This window comes from Corallococcus sp. Z5C101001, from assembly GCF_007352635.1.
Lineage (GTDB): Bacteria > Myxococcota > Myxococcia > Myxococcales > Myxococcaceae > Corallococcus > Corallococcus silvisoli.
Window position 1 is genome coordinate 242,227 of record NZ_VKLU01000010.1, and the last position, 21,109, is coordinate 263,335.

Below are 21,109 nucleotides of genomic sequence, written 5' to 3' on the forward strand. Positions count from 1 at the left end.
GAGGGGGCTGGGCCGGAGTGATGGCCCGAGCGCGTCAGTCAAGGTGACCTTGGACAGCATCCAATGCGAACCCATGAATGACTCCGAGGCAGAGGGGCAAGACTCCCTTTCGGCCCCAGAAGCCTATCAGCAGGCCCAGAGTTCCTGCTCAAGTACGTCCAGCAGGGTCTCCGCGACCTCGGGGGATGGCAGTCCGGCGTCGGCGGTGAGCCGCGGGTCGAGCGGCACGGCCACCTCCGCGCGCAGCGCTTCGACGGCGCGGCGCCGCGCCTCCCTCCGGATGGAGCGCTCCTCCAATGACAGTTTCGAGCGAGCCCACGCGTCGATGTCCCAGGACAGGCCGGCGTGGCGCGTTTCGTCCTGGGCGATGCGGAGCATGGCCTCGCGGATCTCCGGGTCGCGCGCATGCAGGGCCTGATGGTGGGCCAGCAGCGCGCCGTAGGTCTCCCGCACACAACCCTCCACGGCGTTGTCGAGCAGCACCTCCCTCAGGGGACGCAAGGGAAGGGCGGCCACCGCGGGCGGAGGAGGGATGGCGCCGTAACGGAGGGCGAGCCGCGCGGTGACGGCGGTGTGGCGCACCTCGTCCTCCGCGCTCAAGAGCGCCGCGTCCTGCAACGCCGTGTCCGCGCCATGCAGGGCCAGCTCCTCACGCAGGCGCAGGAAGGCGTGGATGGACGCGGCCTCCAGCCGCGCTGCGTCCGCGAAGTAGCGGCCCCGCGCATCCTCGCAGTCACCGGCGCGCGCCTCCTGGAGTCCCACGGGCCGCCGGCCGATGGTGCAGAGGGGGTCGCCCTTCTCGAGGACGGTGCGTTGCTTCTCCGTGAGCTCGCCAGCACGGGTGATGGCCAGCACGTGCTGCGTCAGGGCCGTGCCTTCGCCACAGGGGTAGCCCTGCGTGCCGATGACGCTGAAGGTCCCATCCGGTAGGAGCCGCACCTTGCCGTGCCGGTCCCCGGTCCACTCGCACAGGGAATAGCCCGCCGCGAAGGCCAGCAGCGCCGCGTCCTGGGGCGTGTCGATGCGGCCCAGCAGTTCCTTGACCGCCGCCGCGCTCGTGAAGGCCGCCGCCTCGTCACCCCGGGTCATCGTCAGGAAATCAGAACCACAGTCCACGTAGATGCCACAGGTGCGCGGAAAGCCCTCTTGAACCTCCAGCGTGTCGAGCCGGGACTCACACGCCCGCGGGTCGGAGGCCGTCGCGCAGACCGCTCCCTCCGTCGTCCGGACATGGACCGTGGGGGGCTTGCGCTGAAGGTAGATGGCGCGGAGCTGGACCGAATCCGCAGGAGGCTCAATCGACAGGTCGCTGATGGCGGGCGCGCCATTCACGCACTCGACGTCGGAGTACTGGCCCAGGTCGGTAGGCACGGCGGGCGCGGTGGGCTCGGCGGGCGCGACAGGCTCCGCGAAGTCGTTCCCTTGGCATCCCACGACGAGCAGCGGGGCCGCCAGCGTGGTCCTCAGGGCGCGTGAGAAGAGACGAAGCAGCCGGGCTGCTCGCATGAAGGCCTCACAGGATGGCGCGGGACGGGCCCCGCCCTCCATGGACACGCGAACCGGCGGGCGTGGGACATCTCACGCGCCGCTTTCTGTCCGAGGCTCAGGCGGGCGGGCTCACACCCGGTCCAGCGCGGAGCCCTGCGGCGACGCCGGGGCGGTCTCCGTCGCGGCCTGGTGGGGGGCGTCCTGATCCTTCATGGCCAGCACCAGACACTCCCGCAGGCGCTGGCGCGCGCGGAACAACAGGATGCGGACGTTCTCCGGCGACAGTCCCAGCAGCGTGGAGACCTCCTCGCCGGGACACTCGTCCAGCAGCCGGAGCCGGATCACCGCCTGTTGCATCTGCGAGAGCTGTTCGACACAGCGCACCAGGCTCACCCGCGCCTCCGCCTCCGCCACCAGCGTGTCCGCGGAGGGCAGGTCGGAGGCCACTTCGGAGAGCTCGATCTCCGCGGGCAGGGACCGCCGGGCCAGCTTGCGCCGCTGGTTCAGCGCGGCGTGGGCGACCAGCGTCGAGAGCAGGCGCTCCACCTCGTTCGAGCGGGCCGACAACGTCGTCGCCTCCGGCATCCGCAGGAACGTCACGAACGCATCCTGGACACAGTCGAGCGCGTCCTCGGGGGGCAACCCCCGCCGCCTCGCGCTCGTCACGAGGCGCGCACGGTGCTGGTGGACGAGCAGGGTGATCCAGGAGAGGAACTCGGCTCGCTCCGTGGCGGGGTCTCGGACTCGGTCATCAGGCATGGCTCCGCCATCCTAATCCCCTTCGGCTTTTCGCGCCGAAGGGGGAAGGCCAGGAACTCCTGGATGACGCAGGGCGACGCACGCCTACCCGGCGCGGTGCCCGCCTTGCGCGAGCGCGTTCATCAACTCCTTCTCATTGAAGCCCAGCGGCGGCAGGGCGGACTGCCTTCCGTAGACGACCTGCCGGGAGGCGCCCAGGAGCACCGTGCCGCTGGGCTGGAGCTTGCCCCAGAGCATCGGTTCCAGGCCCGCGTCCGCGTGCGACCCCGAACCGCTCGTGAGCACCGGCACGGGCAGGCCCAGCCACGCCGCCAGCTCCCGCGCCTCCTCCGGGCCGTCCGGGACGACGGAGATCACGCGCGCTCCGTTCGTCGCGATGTCGCCCTGGCGCTTCGCCAGCGTCTTCAGGTGGTTGCGGCAGACGGGGCACGCGGCGTTGCGGAGGAAGAACACCACCGCCGCCTCGCCGCCCATGGCCTCGCCCAACCGCGTGGGCTTGCCCTCGCTGTCTTGGAGCTCCAGGTCCGGAAACCGGGCTCCGGGCTCGAAGGTCGCGGTCACGCGTGGATTCCGTCGATCACCGCCGCGGGCACCAGGTCCACGGGCGGAATGTCGATCTCCGTCTGCGCCAGATGGTTGAGGTAGTTGCCGAAGGTGATGGCGACGACCTGCGCCAGCATCTCCACCACGTCACCGTCGTTCCAGCCCGCGGCGCGGACCGTCGCCAGCTCCGCGTCCGTCACGGCGCCACGGCGCGCGGCGATCTGCCGGGCGAACTGGAGCGCGGCCTCCACCTTGGCGTCGGGCGCGCGGCCCGAGCGCGCCTGATCCAGCTCCTGATCGGAGAGCCCCGTCCGGCGGCCCAGCTGCGTGTGGTGCGAGACGCAGTAGCGGCAGCCCTGCGCGTTGCCCACCGCGATGGCCAGCTGCTCCCGGACGCGCGGCGACAGCTGCCCCTGGCCCAGCGTCCCGTGCAGGGCGAAGAAGGCATTCATCGCCGCGGGCGAATTGGCAAGCACCCGGACCGGCGGAGGGAGGTTGGCGCCCAGCTTTTCCTTGATGGGTTTGAGCGTGGCGTGAGAAGCGTCGACAAGGTTGAGACGGGACATGAAAACTCCATGGGACCGCATGATTGCGGTTTGCCAGTCATTAAGGTCGCGAACCCCCCCGCGCGTTACGCCTCGATCGTCGAATCTTCGCGGTCGAATCGCAAGTGGCTGGAATCGCAGGGGAATTCCAGGATGAAAAGTGCCCGGAAATTCCTATCAAATTCATTTCGGGCGCCGCTTGAAAGAAATGGAAGGAATGCGAATCGTTGTTGAAAGGTCAATGCTTAGGTGGCATTGTTGATTTAAAGCAATAACGCAATGGGGAGCGTGAGTCTTGGGGCGACTGAGGATTCATACGATTGAAAGCGCTCCGGAGCAGTCCCGTCCGGTGCTGGCCGCTGTCGAGAAGTCCGCGGGCTTCCGTTCGAACCTGCTGGGGTTGATGGCGGAGTCGCCCAGCGCGACGCAAGGCTTCGCGCAGCTGGGGCCCATCCTGGCGCAGTCCTCCCTGAGCGCGCACGAGCGCGAGGTGGTCATCATGACCATCGGCTGGGAGAATGACTGTTCGTACTGTATGGCCTTCCATAGTTTTCTATGTCGCAAGCTCCAGGTACCGGATGCGATCGTCGCCGCGCTCCGGACGGGAGCGGCGCTTCCCGACCCCCGGCTGGAGGTGCTCGCGGAGTTCACCCGCACGGTGGTTCGCGAGAAGGGCTTCGTGGATGACGCGCTCTGGAGCCGGTTCACGGCGCAGGGCTTCACCCCGGCCAACGCGCTGGACGTCCTCCTGGCGCTGTCCCAGCAGGTGCTGGTGAACTACGCGAACCACCTCGGTGGCGTGGAGCTGGAGCCCGCCCTGAAGGAATTCGCCTGGACCCGCCCCGCGGGGGCCGTCACGCGCTAGGCATTCCGGCGCCCGGTGGCCCCGGGCGCGCAGGGGGCCCGGCAGCGGACCGCCCGGCCTTCCAGGCGGAGCTTCCGCCCGTCGCGAGTCCATCTCCGGCTCCATTTCAGACATTTGACAATGTCTCACGCCCCGGCCCTGCCGCGCGGGTGCGTGCGGCCGCGGCCGGCGGCGAGGTCTTGTTTTGTCTTGAGCATGAAACAGCGCGACCGCGGTCCCGGACACGCTGACGTGGAACCCACGCCCTTGGGGAAGGGCTGACAGGGGGAACTGCCTTGGGGATGGCGAGATGATGTCTGCTCCAGTGACGGAAGCGTCCGTGCTGTCGGCACTCCGGGCCCACCTGTTGGAGGCATTGGCCCTGCGCAACGGCGTGGCTCCGGCGCAGATCGACGCGCGCCGGCCCTTCACCCACTACGGGCTCGACTCGCTGGGCGCGGTGGCGCTGGGGCGGACCCTGTCGGCGCTGGCGGGGCGGGAGGTGTCTCCGACGGTCTTCTGGCGCCACCCCAGCGTGGAGGCGCTGCTGCGGCACCTGTCCTCCGAGGGCGCGGACGACGCGGCACCGGTGGAGGCCGCGTCGTCGGTGGCCCACGGCGAGCCGATCGCGGTCGTGGGCATGGCCTGCCGCCTCCCCGGCGCTCCGGACATCGCCTCTTTCTGGGAGCTGCTTCGGGAGGGGCGTGACGCGGTGACGGAGGTGCCGCCTGGACGGTGGAGCGATGGGCGGCTCCAGCAGGCGGACCGGGGTGGCGGGGCGCAGCGGGTGCCGCGCCGTGCCGGCTTCCTCGCGGACATCGCCGGGTTCGATCCGCTGTTCTTCGGCATCTCTCCGCGCGAGGCGACGGAGATGGATCCGCAGCAGCGCTTGTTCCTGGAGCTGGCGTGGGAGGCGCTGGAGGACGCGGGCATCGTTCCTGGCGCGCTGCGCTCGACGGCCACGGGGGTGTTCGTCGGGGCCATCTGGAGGGACTACGCGGAGCTGGGGGGGGCGGAGCCGGAGCGCATCACGCCGCACACGGCCACCGGGCAGGCGCTCAACATGATCGCCAACCGCCTGTCCTATGTGCTGGGCCTCCAGGGCCCCAGCCTCGTGCTGGACACGGCCTGCTCGTCGTCGCTGGTGGCGGTCCACCTGGCCTGCCAGAGCCTCTGGGCGGGGGAGAGCACCACCGCCATCGTCGGCGGCGTCAGCGTGATGGCCTCGCCGCACACGATGGTGGCGCTGACGCGCTTCGGCGGCCTGTCCGCGGATGGCCGGTGCAAGGCCTTCGATGCGAGCGCGGACGGGTTCGGGCGGGGAGAGGGGGGCGGCGTGGTGATCCTCAAGCCGCTCTCCGCCGCGCTCGCCGCGGGTGACTCCATCCGCTGCGTCATCCGGGCGACCCACAGCAACAACGATGGGCCGAGCAACGGCCTCACGGCGCCCAACCCGGAGGCCCAGGAGAAGCTGCTCCGTCAGGTGTATGCGCGCTCGAGGGTGGAGCTGGGCGCGGTCGGCTACGTCGAGACGCACGGCACGGGCACCGCGCTGGGGGATCCCATCGAGGCGGGGGCCCTGGGCGCCGTGTTCGCGAAGGCGCGCGCCGACGGACGCCCCCTGCTCATCGGCTCGGTGAAGACGAACATCGGCCACCTGGAGGGGGCCGCGGGCATCGCGGGCTTCCTCAAGGCGTGCCTGTGCGTCGAGCGGCGCACCGTCGTGCCGAGCCTCCACTTCGAGCGCCCCAATCCGCTCATCCCCTTCGACGCGCTCCGCCTGGAGGTCGCGCGCGCGGCCCAGCCGTGGCCGCTGCCGGACGGGCCCGCGGTGGCGGGCGTCAGCGCCTTTGGCTGGGGCGGCACCAACGCCCACGTCGTGCTCCAGGAGGCACCGTCGCCCCGGCTCGCCTGGCTGGGACTGGCGGCCGACGACGCGGAGGTCCTTCGGGCGCGGGCCCGGCTCGCGCTCGAGGCCGTGCGGAGCGGGGCCCCGTTGGACAGGCTCTGTCAGACGCTGACGGCGGAGGGCTCGGGGCGGGAGCGGATCACGCTCTGCGTCCGCTCCACCGTGGAGCTGGAGGGGCGCCTGCGCGCGTTCCTGGAGGGCGCGGAGCCCGCGCCGGTGACGCGCGGGACCGCGTTGGACCGGCCCGCGAAGGTGGCGTTCGTCTGCTCTCCCCAGGGGGGACAGTGGGTCGGCATGGGGCGGCGGATGTTGCTCACCGAGCCCGCCTTCCGCGCCGCCTTCGAGCGCGCGGACGCGGCCCTGGCGGTCCACTCCGGCGAATCGCTCCGGGAGGAGCTGTTCAAGGCGGAGGGCTCCGCCCGCTACGACGACGTGGACGTGGTCCAGCCGCTCCTCTTCGCGTTCCAGGTCGCCCTGGCGGAGCAGTGGCGCGCCTGGGGCATCACGCCGGACGTGGTCGTGGGGCACAGCCTGGGAGAGATCGCGGCCGCGCACATCGCGGGGATCCTCGACCTCGACGAGGCGGCGCTCGTCATCCACCACTACAGCCGGCTCCAGAAGCTGCTGGCGGATCGCGGCGGCATGGCGGTCGTCAACCTGCCGCCCGTGGCGTTGGCCGGACTCCTGGAGGACTCGAACGGCGCGGTCGTCCTGGCGGGCCACAACGGTCCCCGGTCCACCGTGCTCTCGGGAGAGCCGGTCGCGCTCGATGCGCTCCTCGCCGAGCTGAAGCGCCGCAAGGAGCTCTGCGCGCGGATCCGAGTGAACGTCGCCGCGCACAGCCCGCAGATCGACGCGATCCTCCCGGAGCTCGAAGCGGTGCTCCAGGGCCTCCGGCCGAAGCCCGCGCGGCTGCCGATGATCTCCACCGCCTTCCAACGGCGTCTGGACGGACCGGAGGTGGATGGGCGCTACTTCGGTCAGAACCTGCGGACGCCCGTGTGGCTCGCCCCCGTGCTCGCGTCGCTCGTGGCCGAGGGCGTGGACGCGCTGGTGGAGCTCAGCCCCCACCCCGTGCTGGTGGGCGCGCTCCAGCAGGCCGCGGAGGGGCGCCGACCGCCTCCCGTGGTGCTTCCGTCCACCACGCGGGACGAGGACGAACGGCTGGCCTTCCACGAGGCGCGCGCCACGTTGTTCCGGCTGGGGTGCTCCGGGACGGGCGGTGGTGACTCGCGCGATGAGCTGGTGCCGCTCTCCGCTCACACGCCGCAGGCGCTTCGCGAGCTGGCGGGGCGGGTGGCCGCGTCCCTGCGCGCCCGGCCGCAGGTGAGCGTGGAGGATGTCGCCGCCACGGTCGCGACGCGCCGGACGCACCACGCGGAGCGGCTGGCGGTGGTCGCGCGCGATGGAGAGTCCCTGGCCCTGGCGCTGGAGGCGCATGCTCGCGGCGAGCCCCACGAGCGGCTGGTGACGCCAGCCCTCGCGAAGCAGCCGTCGGTCGTCTTCGTCTTCCCCGGGCAGGGTTCGCAGTGGCACGGGATGGCGCGGCAGCTGCTTCGCCAGGAGCCGGCCTTCCGCGCGGAGCTGGAGCGGTGCGATGGCGCCATCCGCGCGCTCACCGGGTGGTCCGTCCTGGAGGAGCTGGAGGCTTCCGCGGAGGCGTCCCGGATGGCCCTGGTGGACGTGGTGCAGCCAGTGCTCTTCGCCGTGGCGGCGGGTCTGGCCGCGCTCTGGCGCTCCTGGGGCGTGGAGCCGAAGGCGGTCATCGGCCACAGCATGGGCGAGGTCGCGGCGGCCTATGTCGCTGGCGCGCTCAGCCTCGCGCATGCCGCGCGGATCATCTGCGGCCGAAGCCAGCTGCTCCGCCGGGTGAGCGGGCAGGGCGCCATGCTCGCGGCGGAGCTGACGCTGGACGAGGCCCGGGACGCACTCGTGGGCCACGAACAGCGCGTCTCCGTGGCCGTGAGCAACAGCTCCCGGTCCACCGTGCTGTCCGGCCACCGTGAGTCCCTGGAGGTCATCTCCCAGGCGCTCCAGGCCCGGGGCGTCTTCTGGCGCTGGGTCAAGGTGGATGTCGCCTCCCACAGCCCGCAGATGGACGTCATCAAGGCGGAGCTGCTGGAGGTGCTGGCCAGCGTCGCGCCGACGACGGCGGCGGTGCCCATCTACTCCACGGTGCTGGACGCCGAGACGGACGGCCGCGACTTCGAGCCCGCCTACTGGGTTCGCAACCTGCGGGATCCAGTCCTCTTCGCCTCCGCGGTCCGGCGAGCGCGCGCGGCGGGCCATGACGTCTTCATCGAGATGAGCCCGCATCCCATCCTGCTGCCCGCCGTGGAGCAGGAGCTGGCGGACGTGGGCGAGGCGGGCGAGGTGCTGCCCTCGCTCCGCCGCAACGAGTCCGAACGGGAGACGGCGCTCCGCTCCCTGGCGGCGCTCTACGCGAGGGGAATGGACGTGTCCTGGGGCGCGGTCGCTCGCGCCGGCCGCCCTGGCGTCACCCTGCCCACCTATCCGTGGCAGCGCGAGCGGTTCTGGATCGAGCCCGCGCCCGTGGCCCGCTCGTCCGGGCCTGCTCGCCGCGGCAGTGAAGGGCTTCTGGGGGGGCACCTGCCGTCCGCCGTGGAGCCGAGCCTCCACCACTGGCAGGCGGAGTGGGGCCCGGAGGTGTCCGACTTCCTCTCGGACCACTGGGTGGGCGGCGACGCGGTGGTCCCCGGGGCTGTCTACCTGACCCTGGCGGTGCGGGCCGCGCGCCTGGCGATGGGGAGCGCGCCGGTGGCGCTGAAGGACATCACCTTCCCGCACCCGCTCGTGCTGGGAGCCGGACCTGCCCCACGCGTGCAGACCGTGCTCTCGGTCCGAGGTTCCCAGCGGGAGCTCCAGACCTTCTCCCAGGGGGAGGGCGGAGCCTGGGTCCCCCACGCGCGGGCCTGGCTGGACGCGGGCCAGGAGCAGGCCGGGCGTGAACGGGCGCTCGAAGCGCTCGCGGCCCGGGACGCACTGCGGGGCTCCGCGGCGATGCTCCTGGATCAGGTCCGGTACTACGAGCTGCTGGCGGGCTGTGGGCTGGAGTACCGGTCCGCGTTCCGCGGCGTGGAGTGCGTCTGGTCCCGCGATGCTCAGGCGCTGGGGCGCGTGGTCGCGCCCGCCGCGTCCGTGGATCCGGAGCTGGCCCCGGTGGCCTGCATCGACTCCGCGCTCCAGCTGGCCATCGCCACGCTGCCTCCCAGCCTCGTGTTCCGGGGGCGGCAGCTCATCAGCGTCGGAGTGGACGCGTTCGCGCTCCACCGCGTTCCGGAAGGAACCTTCCACGCCCATGCGCGGCTGCGTCCGGGGGATGAAGGCCCGCTGTTCCGCGTAGACGTGGTGGCGTTCACCGACGCGGGCGAGCCGCTGTTCCACGTCGACGGCTTGAAGGTCCGCGTGCTCGACGTGGCGCGCCCCGCGCCCCGGAGCGAGGAGGCCCGCGCGTCGGCCGTCGTGCCCCGCACGCTGTTCGACGAGCTGGCCGCGCTGGAGCCGACGCGGCGGCGGCCTCGCGCGGAGGAGGAGCTGCGGCAGGTCGTCGCCACCGTGCTCAAGCTGGCCCCGGCTCGGGTCCCCATGGACCAGCCGCTGCGCACGCTGGGCATGGACTCCGTGATGTCGCTGGAGCTGCGCAATCGCATCGAAGCGCGCACGGGCATCCGGCTCTCCGCGACCGCGCTCTGGAACCACCCCACGGTGGAGGCCCTGACCGGCTTCGTCCTGAAGCAGGCCACCCCCGCCGCCGCGGCCGTGTCCCGGCCGCCTCCGGAGCGGGCCGCGCCGCCGCCTTCCGCGCCGCCCGTCGCGCAAGTCCCTTCCGACCTGGATCTCGAGCGGCTGCTGGAGGCCGAGCTCGCCCAGGTCCAACAGCTCATCGAGGAGTCCTGACCATGACGGCCCCATTGCCAACCGCGAATGATCCCACGCTGCTCAAGCGCAGCCTCGACGCGCTGAAGGACCTCCGGGCCCGCTTCGAGGCCCTGGAGTCACGTGGCCGGGAGCCCATCGCCATCATCGGGTTGGGGTGCCGCATCCCAGGGGGAGGAGAGACCCCGGAGTCTCTCTGGAAGATGCTCCGCGGGAAGGTGGACGCGGTCAGCGAGGTGCCCGCGGACCGGTGGGATGTGTCGCGGTACTTCGACGCGGACGTGGCCACGCCGGGGCGCATGCACATGCGGTACGGCGCCTTCCTCGACGCGCCCGACCGGTTCGACCCGTACTTCTTCGGCATCTCGCCCCGCGAGGCGTCGCAGATGGATCCGCAGCAGCGCCTCTTCCTGGAAGTAGCGTGGCACGCGCTGGAGGACGCGGGCCTGAGCGCGAAGGCGCTCGCGGGCAGCGACACCGGCGTCTTCGTGGGGGCCAACGGGAACGACTACCTCCAGCTCCAGCTCTCCGAGCCGGACGTCCTCGACACGTACTCGCTCGTGGGCGGCACGAACTGCATCATCCCCAACCGCCTCTCGTACCTGTTGGACCTGCGCGGGCCGAGCATGGCCTTCGACACGGCCTGCTCCTCCTCGCTCGTGGCGGTGCACCAGGCCTGCCAGAGCCTGCGCGGCGGCGAGAGCTCCACCGCCATCGTGGGCGGGCTCAACCTTCTGCTGTCGCCCGTCGTGTCGGTGGCGCACTCCAAGGGCCTGCCCCTGGCGCCCGACGGTCGCTGCAAGACGTTCGACTCCCGTGCGGACGGCTACGTGCGCGGCGAGGGCTGCGGCGTCGTGGTGCTCAAGCGCCTGTCGGACGCGCTCGCCGCGGGTGACAACATCTGGGCCGTCATCCACGGCTCGGCCGTCAACCAGGACGGGCTCAGCAACGGCCTCACCGCCCCCAACGGCGGGGCGCAGCGCGCGGTCATCCGCAAGGCGCTGGAGCGGGCGCGGCTCACCGGCGCGGAGGTGGGCCTCATCGAGGCGCACGGGACGGGCACCTCGCTTGGCGACCCCATCGAGGTCGAGGCCCTGTCCGAAATCTACGGGGGCTCGGAAGGGGAGCGGCGGCCCTGCGCGCTCGGCTCCATCAAGACGAACATCGGACACCTGGAGGCGGGCGCGGGCATCGTCGGCCTCCTCAAGGTGGCGCTGGCGCTCAAGCACGGCGCCATCCCGGCGAACCTGCACTTCCAGGCGCTCAACCCCCACATCTCGCTGGACGGCACGCGCCTCTTCGTCCCGACCGAGCTGACGCCGTGGCCGGGCCCCGCCGAGCGCAGGTACGGCGCGGTCAGCTCGTTCGGCGCGGGCGGCACCAACGCGCACGTCGTGCTGGGATCCGTGGAGTCCTCGCGGCCCGAGGCGGCGCCGCGTCCGACCGCGGCCGTGGCGGAGCGAGCCCACCTGCTGGTGCTCTCCGCTCGCAGCCGCACCGCGCTGGCGAACGTGGCCTGGCGTCTGGCGGATCACCTGTCGAGCGGTCCCGGCCAGCACGAGCCGCTGGAGGACCTCTGCGCGACGGCGGCGCTGCGCAGGACGCACCACAACCACCGGGTGGGGCTGGTGGTCCGGTCGCGCGAGGATGCCATCCAGAAGCTCCGGGCGTTCCACCAGGGTGCCCCGGCGATGCGGTCGGGGCCCGCGGGGAGGCCCGGGCGCGCGGTGTTCGTCTTCCCCGCGCAGCAGCCGCTCTCCGGAGCTCGGCTGGAGTCGCTGGGCCGAGACTGTCCGGTGTTCGCCCAGGCCCTGGAGCGCTGTCGTGGCGCGCTCCAATTGGCGGCAGGTCCGCGCGGAGGCGTCGACAGCGTCGGTGAGCATTTCGCCGTGCAGGTGGCGCTCGCCGAGCTGTGGCGTTCGTGGGGCGTCGAGCCGGGCGCGGTGGTGGGGCAGGGCGTGGGGGAGATCGCCGCGGCCCATGTCGCGGGCGCGCTCTCGCTGGACGACGCCGCGCGCGTGGCGGCCCGGTGTGGCGCCCTGCTGACGAAGGGCACCGCGTCCCCCGAAGCACTGGCTGCGGAGCGGTTGGGGCTGACCCCTCGGCCCACGTCGGTGCCCATGTATTCGGCGGAAGGGACAGAGCTGGACGGCGAGGTTCAGGGCGCCGCCTCCTGGTCCCGGTGCCTGCGCCATCCGGCGTCGGTCCTGCCGGCCCTCGAGGAGTCGCTGCGCGCGGGTCACGCGCTCTTCGTCGAGCTGAGCCCCGAGCCGGTGTTCGTCGCGACGGTGATGGAGGTCGCCGCTCGGCAGGGCCCGACGGATGCGCTCGCGGTGCCCAGTCTGCGTGCGGGCCAGGACGGGCTGGAGGCCCTGCTGGAGTCCGCGGGTGCGCTGCACGCGGCGGGGTTGGGCGTGCGGCTGGAGGGGTTGCTCGCGCCGCATCAGCGCTTCCGCCGCCTTCCGCTCTATCCCTTCGAGCGCGAGTCCTTCTGGTTCAAGGAGCGGCCGGTGAACCTGCGGACCTCCACGCGGGGCACCAGCCTGGAGCTTCCCCTCGCGGCGGTGCGTGACACGCCCCCGGAGCCCGCCTCCCGGCGCGTCGGCGATGTTCGCGCGCCGGTCACGGCGAGGCAGGCCGAGTGGGCCGCGCTGCCGGAGCGTGAGCGAGGCACCCGGCTGCGGAGCCTGGTGCACACGGAGGTGGCGCGCATCCTGAAATTCGACGCCGCGCGGCTCGACCCGAAGGAGGGCTTCTTCCAGATGGGCATGGACTCCGTGATGGCAGGGCAGCTGCGCAACCGGATGGAGCAGCAGCTGGGGCGCAAGTTCGCCGTCACCGTCATCTTCGAGAACCCCTCCGTGGAGCGGCTGTCCCGACAGCTGGCCACCTTCCTGGTGCCGCCCCCGGCACCGTCCACCGCGCACCGCACCGAGGCGACCCCCTCGAGGTTCATGCCCCTGGAGACAGGAGCCGGCGCGGACAGCATCGCCGACCTCCTGGCCCGGGAGCTCGAAGAGACCTCCTCCCTTTCCAGCAAGGACCTGTCATGAGCCACCAGCCGGCTTCCACCGAAGCGCCCAACCGCGACGAGCTGCTTCAGCGCGCCCTGGAGCGCATCCGTGAGTTCCGCGGCAAGCTCGATGCCGTCGAGTCCCAGCGGACCGAGCCCATCGCCGTGGTCGGCATGTCCTGCCGCCTTCCGGGTGGCAACGACGACCCCGCCGCGCTGTGGCGGTTTCTCCGGGCCGGGGGCGACGGCATCCGCGCGTTCCCGCCGGAGCGAGGGCACGCGGCGACGCCGGAGGGGCAGCCCTTCCGGGGCGGCTTTCTTGAGCAGGTCGACCGCTTCGATGCCGGCGTGTTCGGCATCTCGCCGCGAGAGGCGGCCACGTTGGATCCACAGCAGCGCCTCTTCCTGGAGGTGAGCTGGGAGGCGCTGGAGAACGCCGCGCAGCCCTTCGACAAGCTGGAGGGGAGCACTGCCGGCGTGTTCGTCGGCATCACCAACTACGACTACTGCCAGAAGCTGATGCAGGAGACGCCCATCGAGCAGCTGGACGCGTACTGCCTCACCAGCAACGCGTCGACGTTCGCGGCGGGGCGCCTGTCCTACTGGCTGGGGTTGCGCGGTCCCAGTCTGTCCGTGGACACCGCCTGCTCGTCCTCCGCCGTGGCCATCCATCAGGCCTGTCAGAGCCTGCGCTCGGGGGAGTGTTCGCTGGCCCTGGCGGGCGGCGTGAACGTGCTGCTGTCACCGGAGTGGTTCGTGGTGCTGTCGCGGGCGGGGATGCTGGCGCCGGACGGCTACTGCAAGACCTTCGACCGCGATGCCAATGGCTACACCCGGGGCGAGGGCTGCGTCGTCTTCGTGCTCAAGCGTCTGTCGGACGCCGTGGCGGCCAAGGACCACATCCACGCGCTCATCCGGGGCTCGTGCGTCAACCAGGATGGCCGCAGCGGTGGCCTCACGGTGCCCAATCCCGCCGCCCAGCAGGACGTCATCCGAGGCGCGCTCCGGGCGGCCCGGGTGGGGGCCGAGCGCGTCAGCTACGTGGAGACGCACGGCACGGGGACGCCGCTCGGCGACCCGATAGAGGTCCGCGCGCTGGGCGCCGCGCTGGGCGAGGGCCGCACCGACGCGGAGCGGATCCGCATCGGGTCCATCAAGGCCAACATCGGGCACCTGGAGCCGGCCGCGGGCGCGGCGGGGCTGATGAAGGTCATCCTCGCGCTCCAGAACGAAGAGCTGCCGCCGCAGGTCCAGTTCCGCGAGCTGAACCCGGAGATCGACCTGGACGCGCTGCCGGTGGCCATCGTCACCCAGCCGGAGGCCTGGCCTCGCGCCCAGCGTCCGCGCGTCGCGGGCGTGAGCTCGTTCGGCGCGAGCGGGACCAATGCCCACCTGGTGGTGGAGGAGGCTCCGAGGGTGGCGCGCGAGGCGAGGGCCTTCGAGCCCTCCGCCCAGCTCTTCACCCTGTCCGCGCGCAGCCCGGCGGCGCTGACGGAGCTGGCGGGCCGTCACGCGGCGCACCTCGCCTCGAAGCGCGACCTCCCGCTGGAGGACGTGTGCTTCAGCGTGAACACGGGGCGGGCCCGCTTCACGGAGCGGCTGGCGCTCCCCGCGAACAACCTGGACGAACTCCAGCGCGCGCTGACCTCTGTCGCGGCGGGAGAGCTTCCCGCGGGCGCTTCGCTGGGGCGTGCGCAGGTCGGGCAGGGGCCCAAGGTGGCCTTCCTGTTCACGGGGCAGGGCAGTCAGTTCCCGGGCATGGCGGTGGAGCTTCATGCCACGCAGCCGGTGTTCCGGCAGGCCCTGGAGCGCTGCGCGTCGGCGCTGACGCCGCACTGGGACGTGCCCCTGCTCACGCTCCTGCGCGCGGAGGGCTTCACGGCGGGGTTGTTGGATCAGACCCGGTACACCCAGGCCGCGCTCTTCTCCGTGGAGTACGCGCTCGCGATGCTCTGGCGCAGCTGGGGCGTGACGCCCTCGGCCGTGCTGGGGCACAGCGTGGGCGAGTACGTCGCGGCCTGCGTGGCGGGCGTCTTCGAGCCCGAGGCGGCGGTGGCCCTGCTCGCCGTGCGCGGCGCGCTCATGCAGTCGCTGCCCGAGGCCGGCGCGATGGCGTCCGTCTTCGCCAGCGAGGCCCAGGTGCGCGCGGCGCTGGAGGGGCGGTCGGCGCGCGTGTCCGTGGCCGCGGTGAACGCGCCGGACAACGTGGTCATCTCCGGTGACGCGGGCGTCGTGGAGGACGTGCTGCGGGGCCTGACGGAGCAGGGGCTCAAGCACAAGCGCATCAACGTCTCGCAGGCGTTCCATTCGCCGCTGCTCGACCCGATGCTGGACGAGCTGGAGCGCGCCGCGTCCCGGCTCACGTTCCGCGAGCCGTCCATTCCGCTCATCTCCAACCTGACCGGCCGGCCCGTGGACGCCGCCACGCTGGGGCCGCGCTACCTCCGTGACCACGCCCGCGAGGCCGTGCGGTTCCAGGCCAGCATGGAGTGGCTGCTCGAGAGCGGCTTCGACACCTTCGTGGAGGTGGGGCCCGCGCCGCACCTGATCGGCATGGTGAAGCGCTTCGCGGCCAGTGACGCGCGGAGCTTCCTGCCCTCGATGCGCAAGGGCCTGGAGCCCCTGCGCTCCATGCTGGAGGCCGCCGGAGCCCTGTTCACGCGGGGCGCGGACCTGGACTGGGATGCGTTCGGGACGGGGCTCGATCCCCACCGCGTCCCGCTGCCGACGTATGCCTTCGAGCGGAAGCGGTACTGGTATCCCACGGCGGCGTCGGGCGCGGGAACGCGTCGCGCGGCGGTGCTCGAGGAGAAGGACGGGGCGCCCACGCTGCTGGGACACCGGCTGCCGTCGCCGCTGCCTTCCGCGCAGTTCCGAGTGCGGTACGACGCCGCCCAACACCCCTGTCTGGGCGACTGCCGCATGGGCGGGATGCGGGTGGTCAACGTGGGCGTCTTCCTGGAGGCCGCGCTCCAGGCCTGGAGTGCCCTGACGCCGGGGGGCGGTGCGTGCCGCGTGGAGGGCCTCTCGGTCCGGCGCGGCCTCCTGCTGGACGAGGAGGAGACGCGCGTCGCGCACCTCGTGGTGGACGCGCAGGACGCGAAGGGGGAGCGCGGCTTCGCGCTCTACAGCGTGCCGCCCGGAGCGCCGGAGGACTCGGGCGCCTGGGCGATGCACGTGGAGGGGCGGCTTGCGGGGGCCGGAGAGGCCACACGCCTGGAGTCCGCTGAAGCCGTCCTCGAACACTGCACACGGAAGCTGGACGGCGCGGAGTTCTACGCGCGCATGGAGCAGCGTCAGCTGGTGCTGGGGCACTCGGCGCGTTGGATTGAGCAGGTCCACTTCCGCGAGGGCGAGGCGCTCGCGATGATGCGCGCGCCGGAGGGCCGGGAGGCGGAGGACTACCGCGTCCACCCGGGGCTGGTGGATGCGCTCTTCCAGGCGGTCTTCGCGTGCCTGCCGGGCGATGTGCCCGCGGACGCCATCTACATGATCGTCGAGGTGGCGCGGTTCGTCGTCGGAACCACCGCTCCGGCGGGGCCGAGCCAGGCCCACGTGCGGCTGCGTCCCTGGAAGCAGGGCGACACGACGCTCGTCGCGGACGTGGACCTGGCCGACGCCCAGGGCCGTGTCTTCCTGCGCGCGGAAGGGGCGCTGCTCAAGCGCACGACGACCGAAGGGCTCCAGAAGGCGACGCGCGCGGAGGTGGCGCCGCTGCGTGCCGCGCGTCCCGCGTCGACGGGCCTGCGGGACGTGCTCGCGCGCCTCCCGGTGCCGGAGCGCGCGCCCCGGCTCCTCGAGTGGCTGCGTGGACAGGTCGCGATCATCCTGCGCGCCACGGCCGCGGAGGTCGACCTGGACGCGCCGCTGGGCCACGCGGGCTTCGACTCGCTGATGGCGCTGGAGCTCAAGAGCGCGGTCGCCAACGAGCTGTCCGTGGCGCTGTCGCTCGGCGGCCTCCTGGCGGGGGCCAACCTCAAGGCGCTGTGCGCGGAGGTCCTGGGCCAGCTCGGCATGGAGGCCACCGCGGCGGGTGCTCCGGAGCAGGCGCTGGCGGTGCGGGCGGAGGTCTCCTCGGGGCCGGTGGGGGTGCTGCGGCACGACGAGGAGGCACGCCACCAGCCCTTCGGCATGACCGACCTCCAGCAGGCGTACCTGCTGGGCCGGACGCGTTCGTTCGAGCTGGGCGGGGTGTCGACCTACTTCTTCATCGAGGTGGACCTGCTGGGCGTGGACCTGGAGCGGCTGGGCGCGAGCCTGGACGTCATCATCCAGCGCCACGACATGCTGCGCGCGGTGGTCACGCCGGACGGGCAGCAGCGGGTGTTGCCCACGGTTCCCCCGTTCGTCATCCGTACGGTGGACCTCCGGGGGCAGGAGGCCTCCGACGTCGAGCAGGCGCTGGCGGCCCTCCGGACGGAGATGGCGACGCAGGTCTTCCGCACGGACCGCTTCCCGCTGTTCGACGTGCGGGCCACGCGCATCGACGGCGAGCGCACGCGGCTGCACCTGGGCTTCGACGCGCTGGTGGTGGACGCGTGGAGCACGTCGCTGTTGTTCAAGGAGTGGTCCACGGTGTACCGCGAGGGGGCGGGGGCGCTGCGGCCCATCGAGATCACCTTCCGCGACTACGTCCTGGGCGTGCAGGCGCTTGAAAGCGGCCCCGACTACGCCGCCGCGGAGAGGTACTGGCGCGAGCGCGTGCCCAGGCTTCCCCCGGCGCCGGAGCTCCCGATGGCGCGCCACCCGGGCACGCTGGAGCTGCCGCGCTTCACGCACCGTTCGTTCCGGCTGCCGAAGGCGCAGTGGGCGCGCTTCAAGGAGCTGGCACGCGGGGCGGGCGTGACGCCCTCCATGGTGCTGTGCGCGGCCTACGCCGAGGTGCTGGCGACGTGGGGCCGCAGCCGCGCCTTCACGCTCAACGTGCTGTTCTTCAACCGCGTCCCGCTGCACCCGCACGTGGACCGCGTGCTTGGCAACTTCAGCGCCACCACGCTGCTGGAGGTGGACGTGCAGCGCGCGGAGTCCCTCTCCGCCCGGGCGGAGCGGCTTCAGCAGCAGCTGTGGAACGACCTGGACCACGCCTCGTTCAGCGGGGTCCGGGTGCTGCGCGAGCTGAACCGGCGGGACGGGGACATGCGGCGTGCCCGCATGCCCGTCGTCTTCGCGAGCACCATCAACTTCCACTCGCGCGAAGGCGAGGCGGCGCCGGCCGGCCTGGCCCAGCACCTGCTCGCCATGGGCACCGGCGGCGAGGAGATCCACAGCAGCATCCGCACGCCGCAGGTGTTCCTGGACCATCAGGTGGTGGAGGACGCCGGGGGGCTCATCCTCAACTGGGACGTGGTCGAGGAGCTGTTCCCGGCGGGGATGATCGACGCCATGTTCCAGGCCTACTCCGGGCTGGTGCTGCGTCTGGCGGCGGAGGAGTCCGCCTGGACGGAGCGCACGCGGCTGCTCGTGCCGCCGGAGCAGTTGGAGGCCCGTCAGCAGGCCAACGCGACCGCGGCCCCGGTCGTCCAGGGCCTCATCCACGAGCCCTTCGTGAAGGCCGCCGCGCTGGGGCCGGACCGGCCCGCGGTCATCACCGCGCGCCGCACGCTCACGTACGCGGAGCTGGACGCCGCCTCCAACCGCGTCGCGCGCTGGCTGCGAGAGCAGGGTGCGCGGCCCAACGCGCTCGTCGCCGTGGTGATGGAGAAGGGCTGGGAGCAGGTCGTGGCCGCGATGGGCGTGCTCAAGTCCGGCGCGGCCTACGTGCCCATCGACGCCCACCTGCCTCCCGCGCGCCTGCGCTACCTGCTGGAGAACACGGGGGCCCGGCAGGTGCTGACCCAGTCCTGGCTGAAGCTGGACCTGTCCGGCGTGGATCCGGGCGCCGTGCTGGCCATCGATGGACCGGAGGCACTGCGCCCGGAGGCCGGCCCGCTGGCGAGCGTGCAGCGGCCGGACGACCTCGCGTACGTCATCTACACGTCCGGGTCCACGGGCCACCCCAAGGGCGTGATGATTGAACACCGGGCGGCGCTCAACACGCTCCTGGACGTCAACACGCGCTTCGACATCACCGCGGACAGCCGGGGGTTCGCGCTGTCCGCGATGAACTTCGACCTGTCGGTCTGGGACGTCTTCGGCCTGCTGGCCGCGGGCGGAGCGCTGGTCATCCCGGACCCCGGGGAGCTGCGGGAGCCCGGCCGCTGGCTGCACCTCGTGCGCGAGCACCGCGTGACGGTGTGGAACAGCGTCCCGGCGTTGATGGAGATGCTGGCCGACCATCTGGCGGGCTGTGGGGAGACCTGGCCCCAGTTGAGGACGGTGATGATGAGCGGGGACTGGATCCCCGTGTCGCTGCCGGAGCGCATCCGCGCCGTGGCGCCCCGGGCCGCGCTCTACAGCATGGGCGGCGCCACCGAGGCGTCCATCTGGTCCATCCTGTATCCCATTGGCGACGTCGACCCGGCCTGGCCCAGCATTCCCTACGGCAAGGCGATGGTGAACCAGCGGATGCTGGTGCTCGACGAGGCGCTGGTGCCGTGCCCCACCTGGGTGCCGGGGCAGATCTTCATTGGCGGCGTGGGCGTCGCGCGGGGCTACTGGAAGGACGAGGAGAAGAGCCGCGCCAGCTTCATCCGCCATCCGCTGACCGGAGAGCGGCTGTACCGGACGGGCGACCTGGGGCGCTTCCTGCCCAGCGGCGACATCGAGTTCCTGGGCCGCGAGGACTTCCAGGTCAAGGTCCAGGGCTTCCGCATCGAGCTGGGCGAGATCGAAACCGCGCTGCTCCAGCACCCGGGCGTGCGCGCCGCCGTGGCGTCCGCCGTGGGTGAGAAGCGGGGCAACAAGCGGCTGGTGGCGTACGTGGTGCTCGACGCCGAGGCGCCTCCCGCGATGGACGCGCTGCGCGACGCGCTCCGCGCGAAGCTGCCGGAGTACATGGTGCCGCAGACGTTCGTGACGCTGGACGCGCTGCCGCTCAGCGCGAACGGGAAGGTGGACCGCTCCGCGCTGCCGTCGCTGGGGGACGCGCGGCAGCCGAAGCAGCCCGTGGCCCGGGTGGCGCCCCGCACGGACCTGGAGAAGCAGCTGGTGCACCTCTGGGAAGGGCTGCTGCCGGGACCGGTGGGCATCCACGACAACTTCTTCGAAGTGGGCGGGAACTCGCTGCTCGCGGTGCGGCTGATGGCGAGGCTGCGCCAGGAGCTGGGCCGGGAGCTGCCGCTCGCGACCCTCTTCGAGATGCCCACGGTGGAGCTGCTCGCCGCGTCGCTGTCCGGGGCGGAAGGGACGTCCCAGGAGGGCAGGGGGGCGCTGGTGCCCATCCAGCCCGCGGGCACGAAGCCTCCATTGTTCCTGGTGCACCCCGTGGGGGGCAGCGTCCTCTGCTACGCGGAGCTGGCGCGCAAGCTGGGGACGGAGCAGCCCGTCTTCGGGCTCCAGGTTCCGCCTGGTGCGCCGCCCCGGTCCATCGAGGCCATGGCCTCCGCCTACCTGGACTCGCTCCGCGAGGTCCAGCCGCGCGGCCCGTATCACCTGGGTGGGTGGTCCATGGGCGGCGTCGTGGCCTACGAGATGGCACGCCAGCTCCATGCGGCGGGTGACACGGTCGCCACGCTCGCGCTCATCGACGTGCTCGTGCCGCCCGCGGGGCAGGGCGGGGACGCGATGGACGAGGCGGCGCTGATGGCGCGCTTCGCGGAGGACCTGGGCGCGTTGTCCGCCCGCCGGGTGAAGGTGGATGCCGGCGCGCTGCGGTCCCTGCCCTCGGAGGCGGTGCTGGAGCGCGTGGTGGATGACCTGCGAGCGCAGGAGGCCATCGCGCCGGAGCTCGACCGCGCGACGCTGGGGGCGCACGCGGAGGTGTTCAAGGCGAACATGCGCGCGCTCACGGCGTACCAGGCCCGGCCCTACGCCGGCCGCGTCTGGTTCTGTCGGGGCGCGCAGCCCGGAGGCGCCTCGCGGCAGAACGCGGAGGCGTGGCTCCAGCTGTCCTCGGGCGGCGAGCTCGTGGAGCTGGAAGGCAATCACTACACGCTGTTCAGCCACGGGCTCGACGCGCTCGTGGGCTCGCTTTCGTCCGCCCTTCGCGCGTGAGCAGGGGCGGGGCTGTCCTG

The 21,109-nt window shown here is 72.3% G+C and carries 8 protein-coding genes; 4 read left to right on the forward strand and 4 right to left on the reverse strand.

The window, feature by feature from the left end; translation table 11 throughout:
- Nucleotides 1–126 precede the first annotated feature (126 nt).
- From FOF48_RS23405 to FOF48_RS23420, 4 genes are all read right to left on the reverse strand, one after another.
- Nucleotides 127–1,506: a ferritin-like domain-containing protein gene (locus tag FOF48_RS23405; protein WP_143904983.1), complete on the reverse strand. Its 1,380-nt coding sequence runs from the start codon at nt 1,504–1,506 to the stop codon at nt 127–129.
- Nucleotides 1,507–1,617: 111 nt separating this feature from the next.
- Nucleotides 1,618–2,247, reverse strand: a complete 630-nt coding sequence (locus tag FOF48_RS23410; protein ID WP_143904984.1) for an RNA polymerase sigma factor — start codon at nt 2,245–2,247, stop codon at nt 1,618–1,620.
- Between the two features lie 84 nt (nt 2,248–2,331).
- Complete coding sequence (locus FOF48_RS23415) at nt 2,332–2,808, reverse strand: redoxin domain-containing protein (RefSeq protein WP_143904985.1); 477 nt, start codon at nt 2,806–2,808, stop codon at nt 2,332–2,334.
- The gene (locus FOF48_RS23420) at nt 2,805–3,356 is read right to left on the reverse strand and encodes a carboxymuconolactone decarboxylase family protein (protein ID WP_143904986.1); all 552 of its coding nucleotides are present in this window, start codon (nt 3,354–3,356) and stop codon (nt 2,805–2,807) included. Before FOF48_RS23420 ends, FOF48_RS23415 begins: the two co-directional genes overlap by 4 nt.
- 328 nt (nt 3,357–3,684) lie before the next feature.
- Here FOF48_RS23420 and FOF48_RS23425 point away from each other — a divergent pair, with 328 nt between their 5' ends.
- The 4 genes from FOF48_RS23425 to FOF48_RS23440 all read left to right on the forward strand — a co-directional run bounded on the left by FOF48_RS23425 (nt 3,685) and on the right by FOF48_RS23440 (nt 21,089).
- Nucleotides 3,685–4,200: a carboxymuconolactone decarboxylase family protein gene (locus FOF48_RS23425; protein ID WP_143904987.1), complete on the forward strand. Its 516-nt coding sequence runs from the start codon at nt 3,685–3,687 to the stop codon at nt 4,198–4,200.
- 304 nt (nt 4,201–4,504) lie between these two features.
- Complete coding sequence (locus FOF48_RS23430; protein ID WP_186002044.1) at nt 4,505–10,006, forward strand: type I polyketide synthase; 5,502 nt, start codon at nt 4,505–4,507, stop codon at nt 10,004–10,006.
- Nucleotides 10,007–10,008: 2 nt separating this feature from the next.
- Nucleotides 10,009–13,038 (forward strand): type I polyketide synthase, encoded by a 3,030-nt coding sequence (locus tag FOF48_RS23435; RefSeq protein WP_143904989.1) that lies wholly within the window; start codon nt 10,009–10,011, stop codon nt 13,036–13,038.
- Nucleotides 13,035–21,089 (forward strand): non-ribosomal peptide synthetase/type I polyketide synthase, encoded by an 8,055-nt coding sequence (locus tag FOF48_RS23440; RefSeq protein ID WP_143904990.1) that lies wholly within the window; start codon nt 13,035–13,037, stop codon nt 21,087–21,089. Before FOF48_RS23435 ends, FOF48_RS23440 begins: the two co-directional genes overlap by 4 nt.
- The last annotated feature ends 20 nt before the right edge of the window (nt 21,090–21,109 follow it).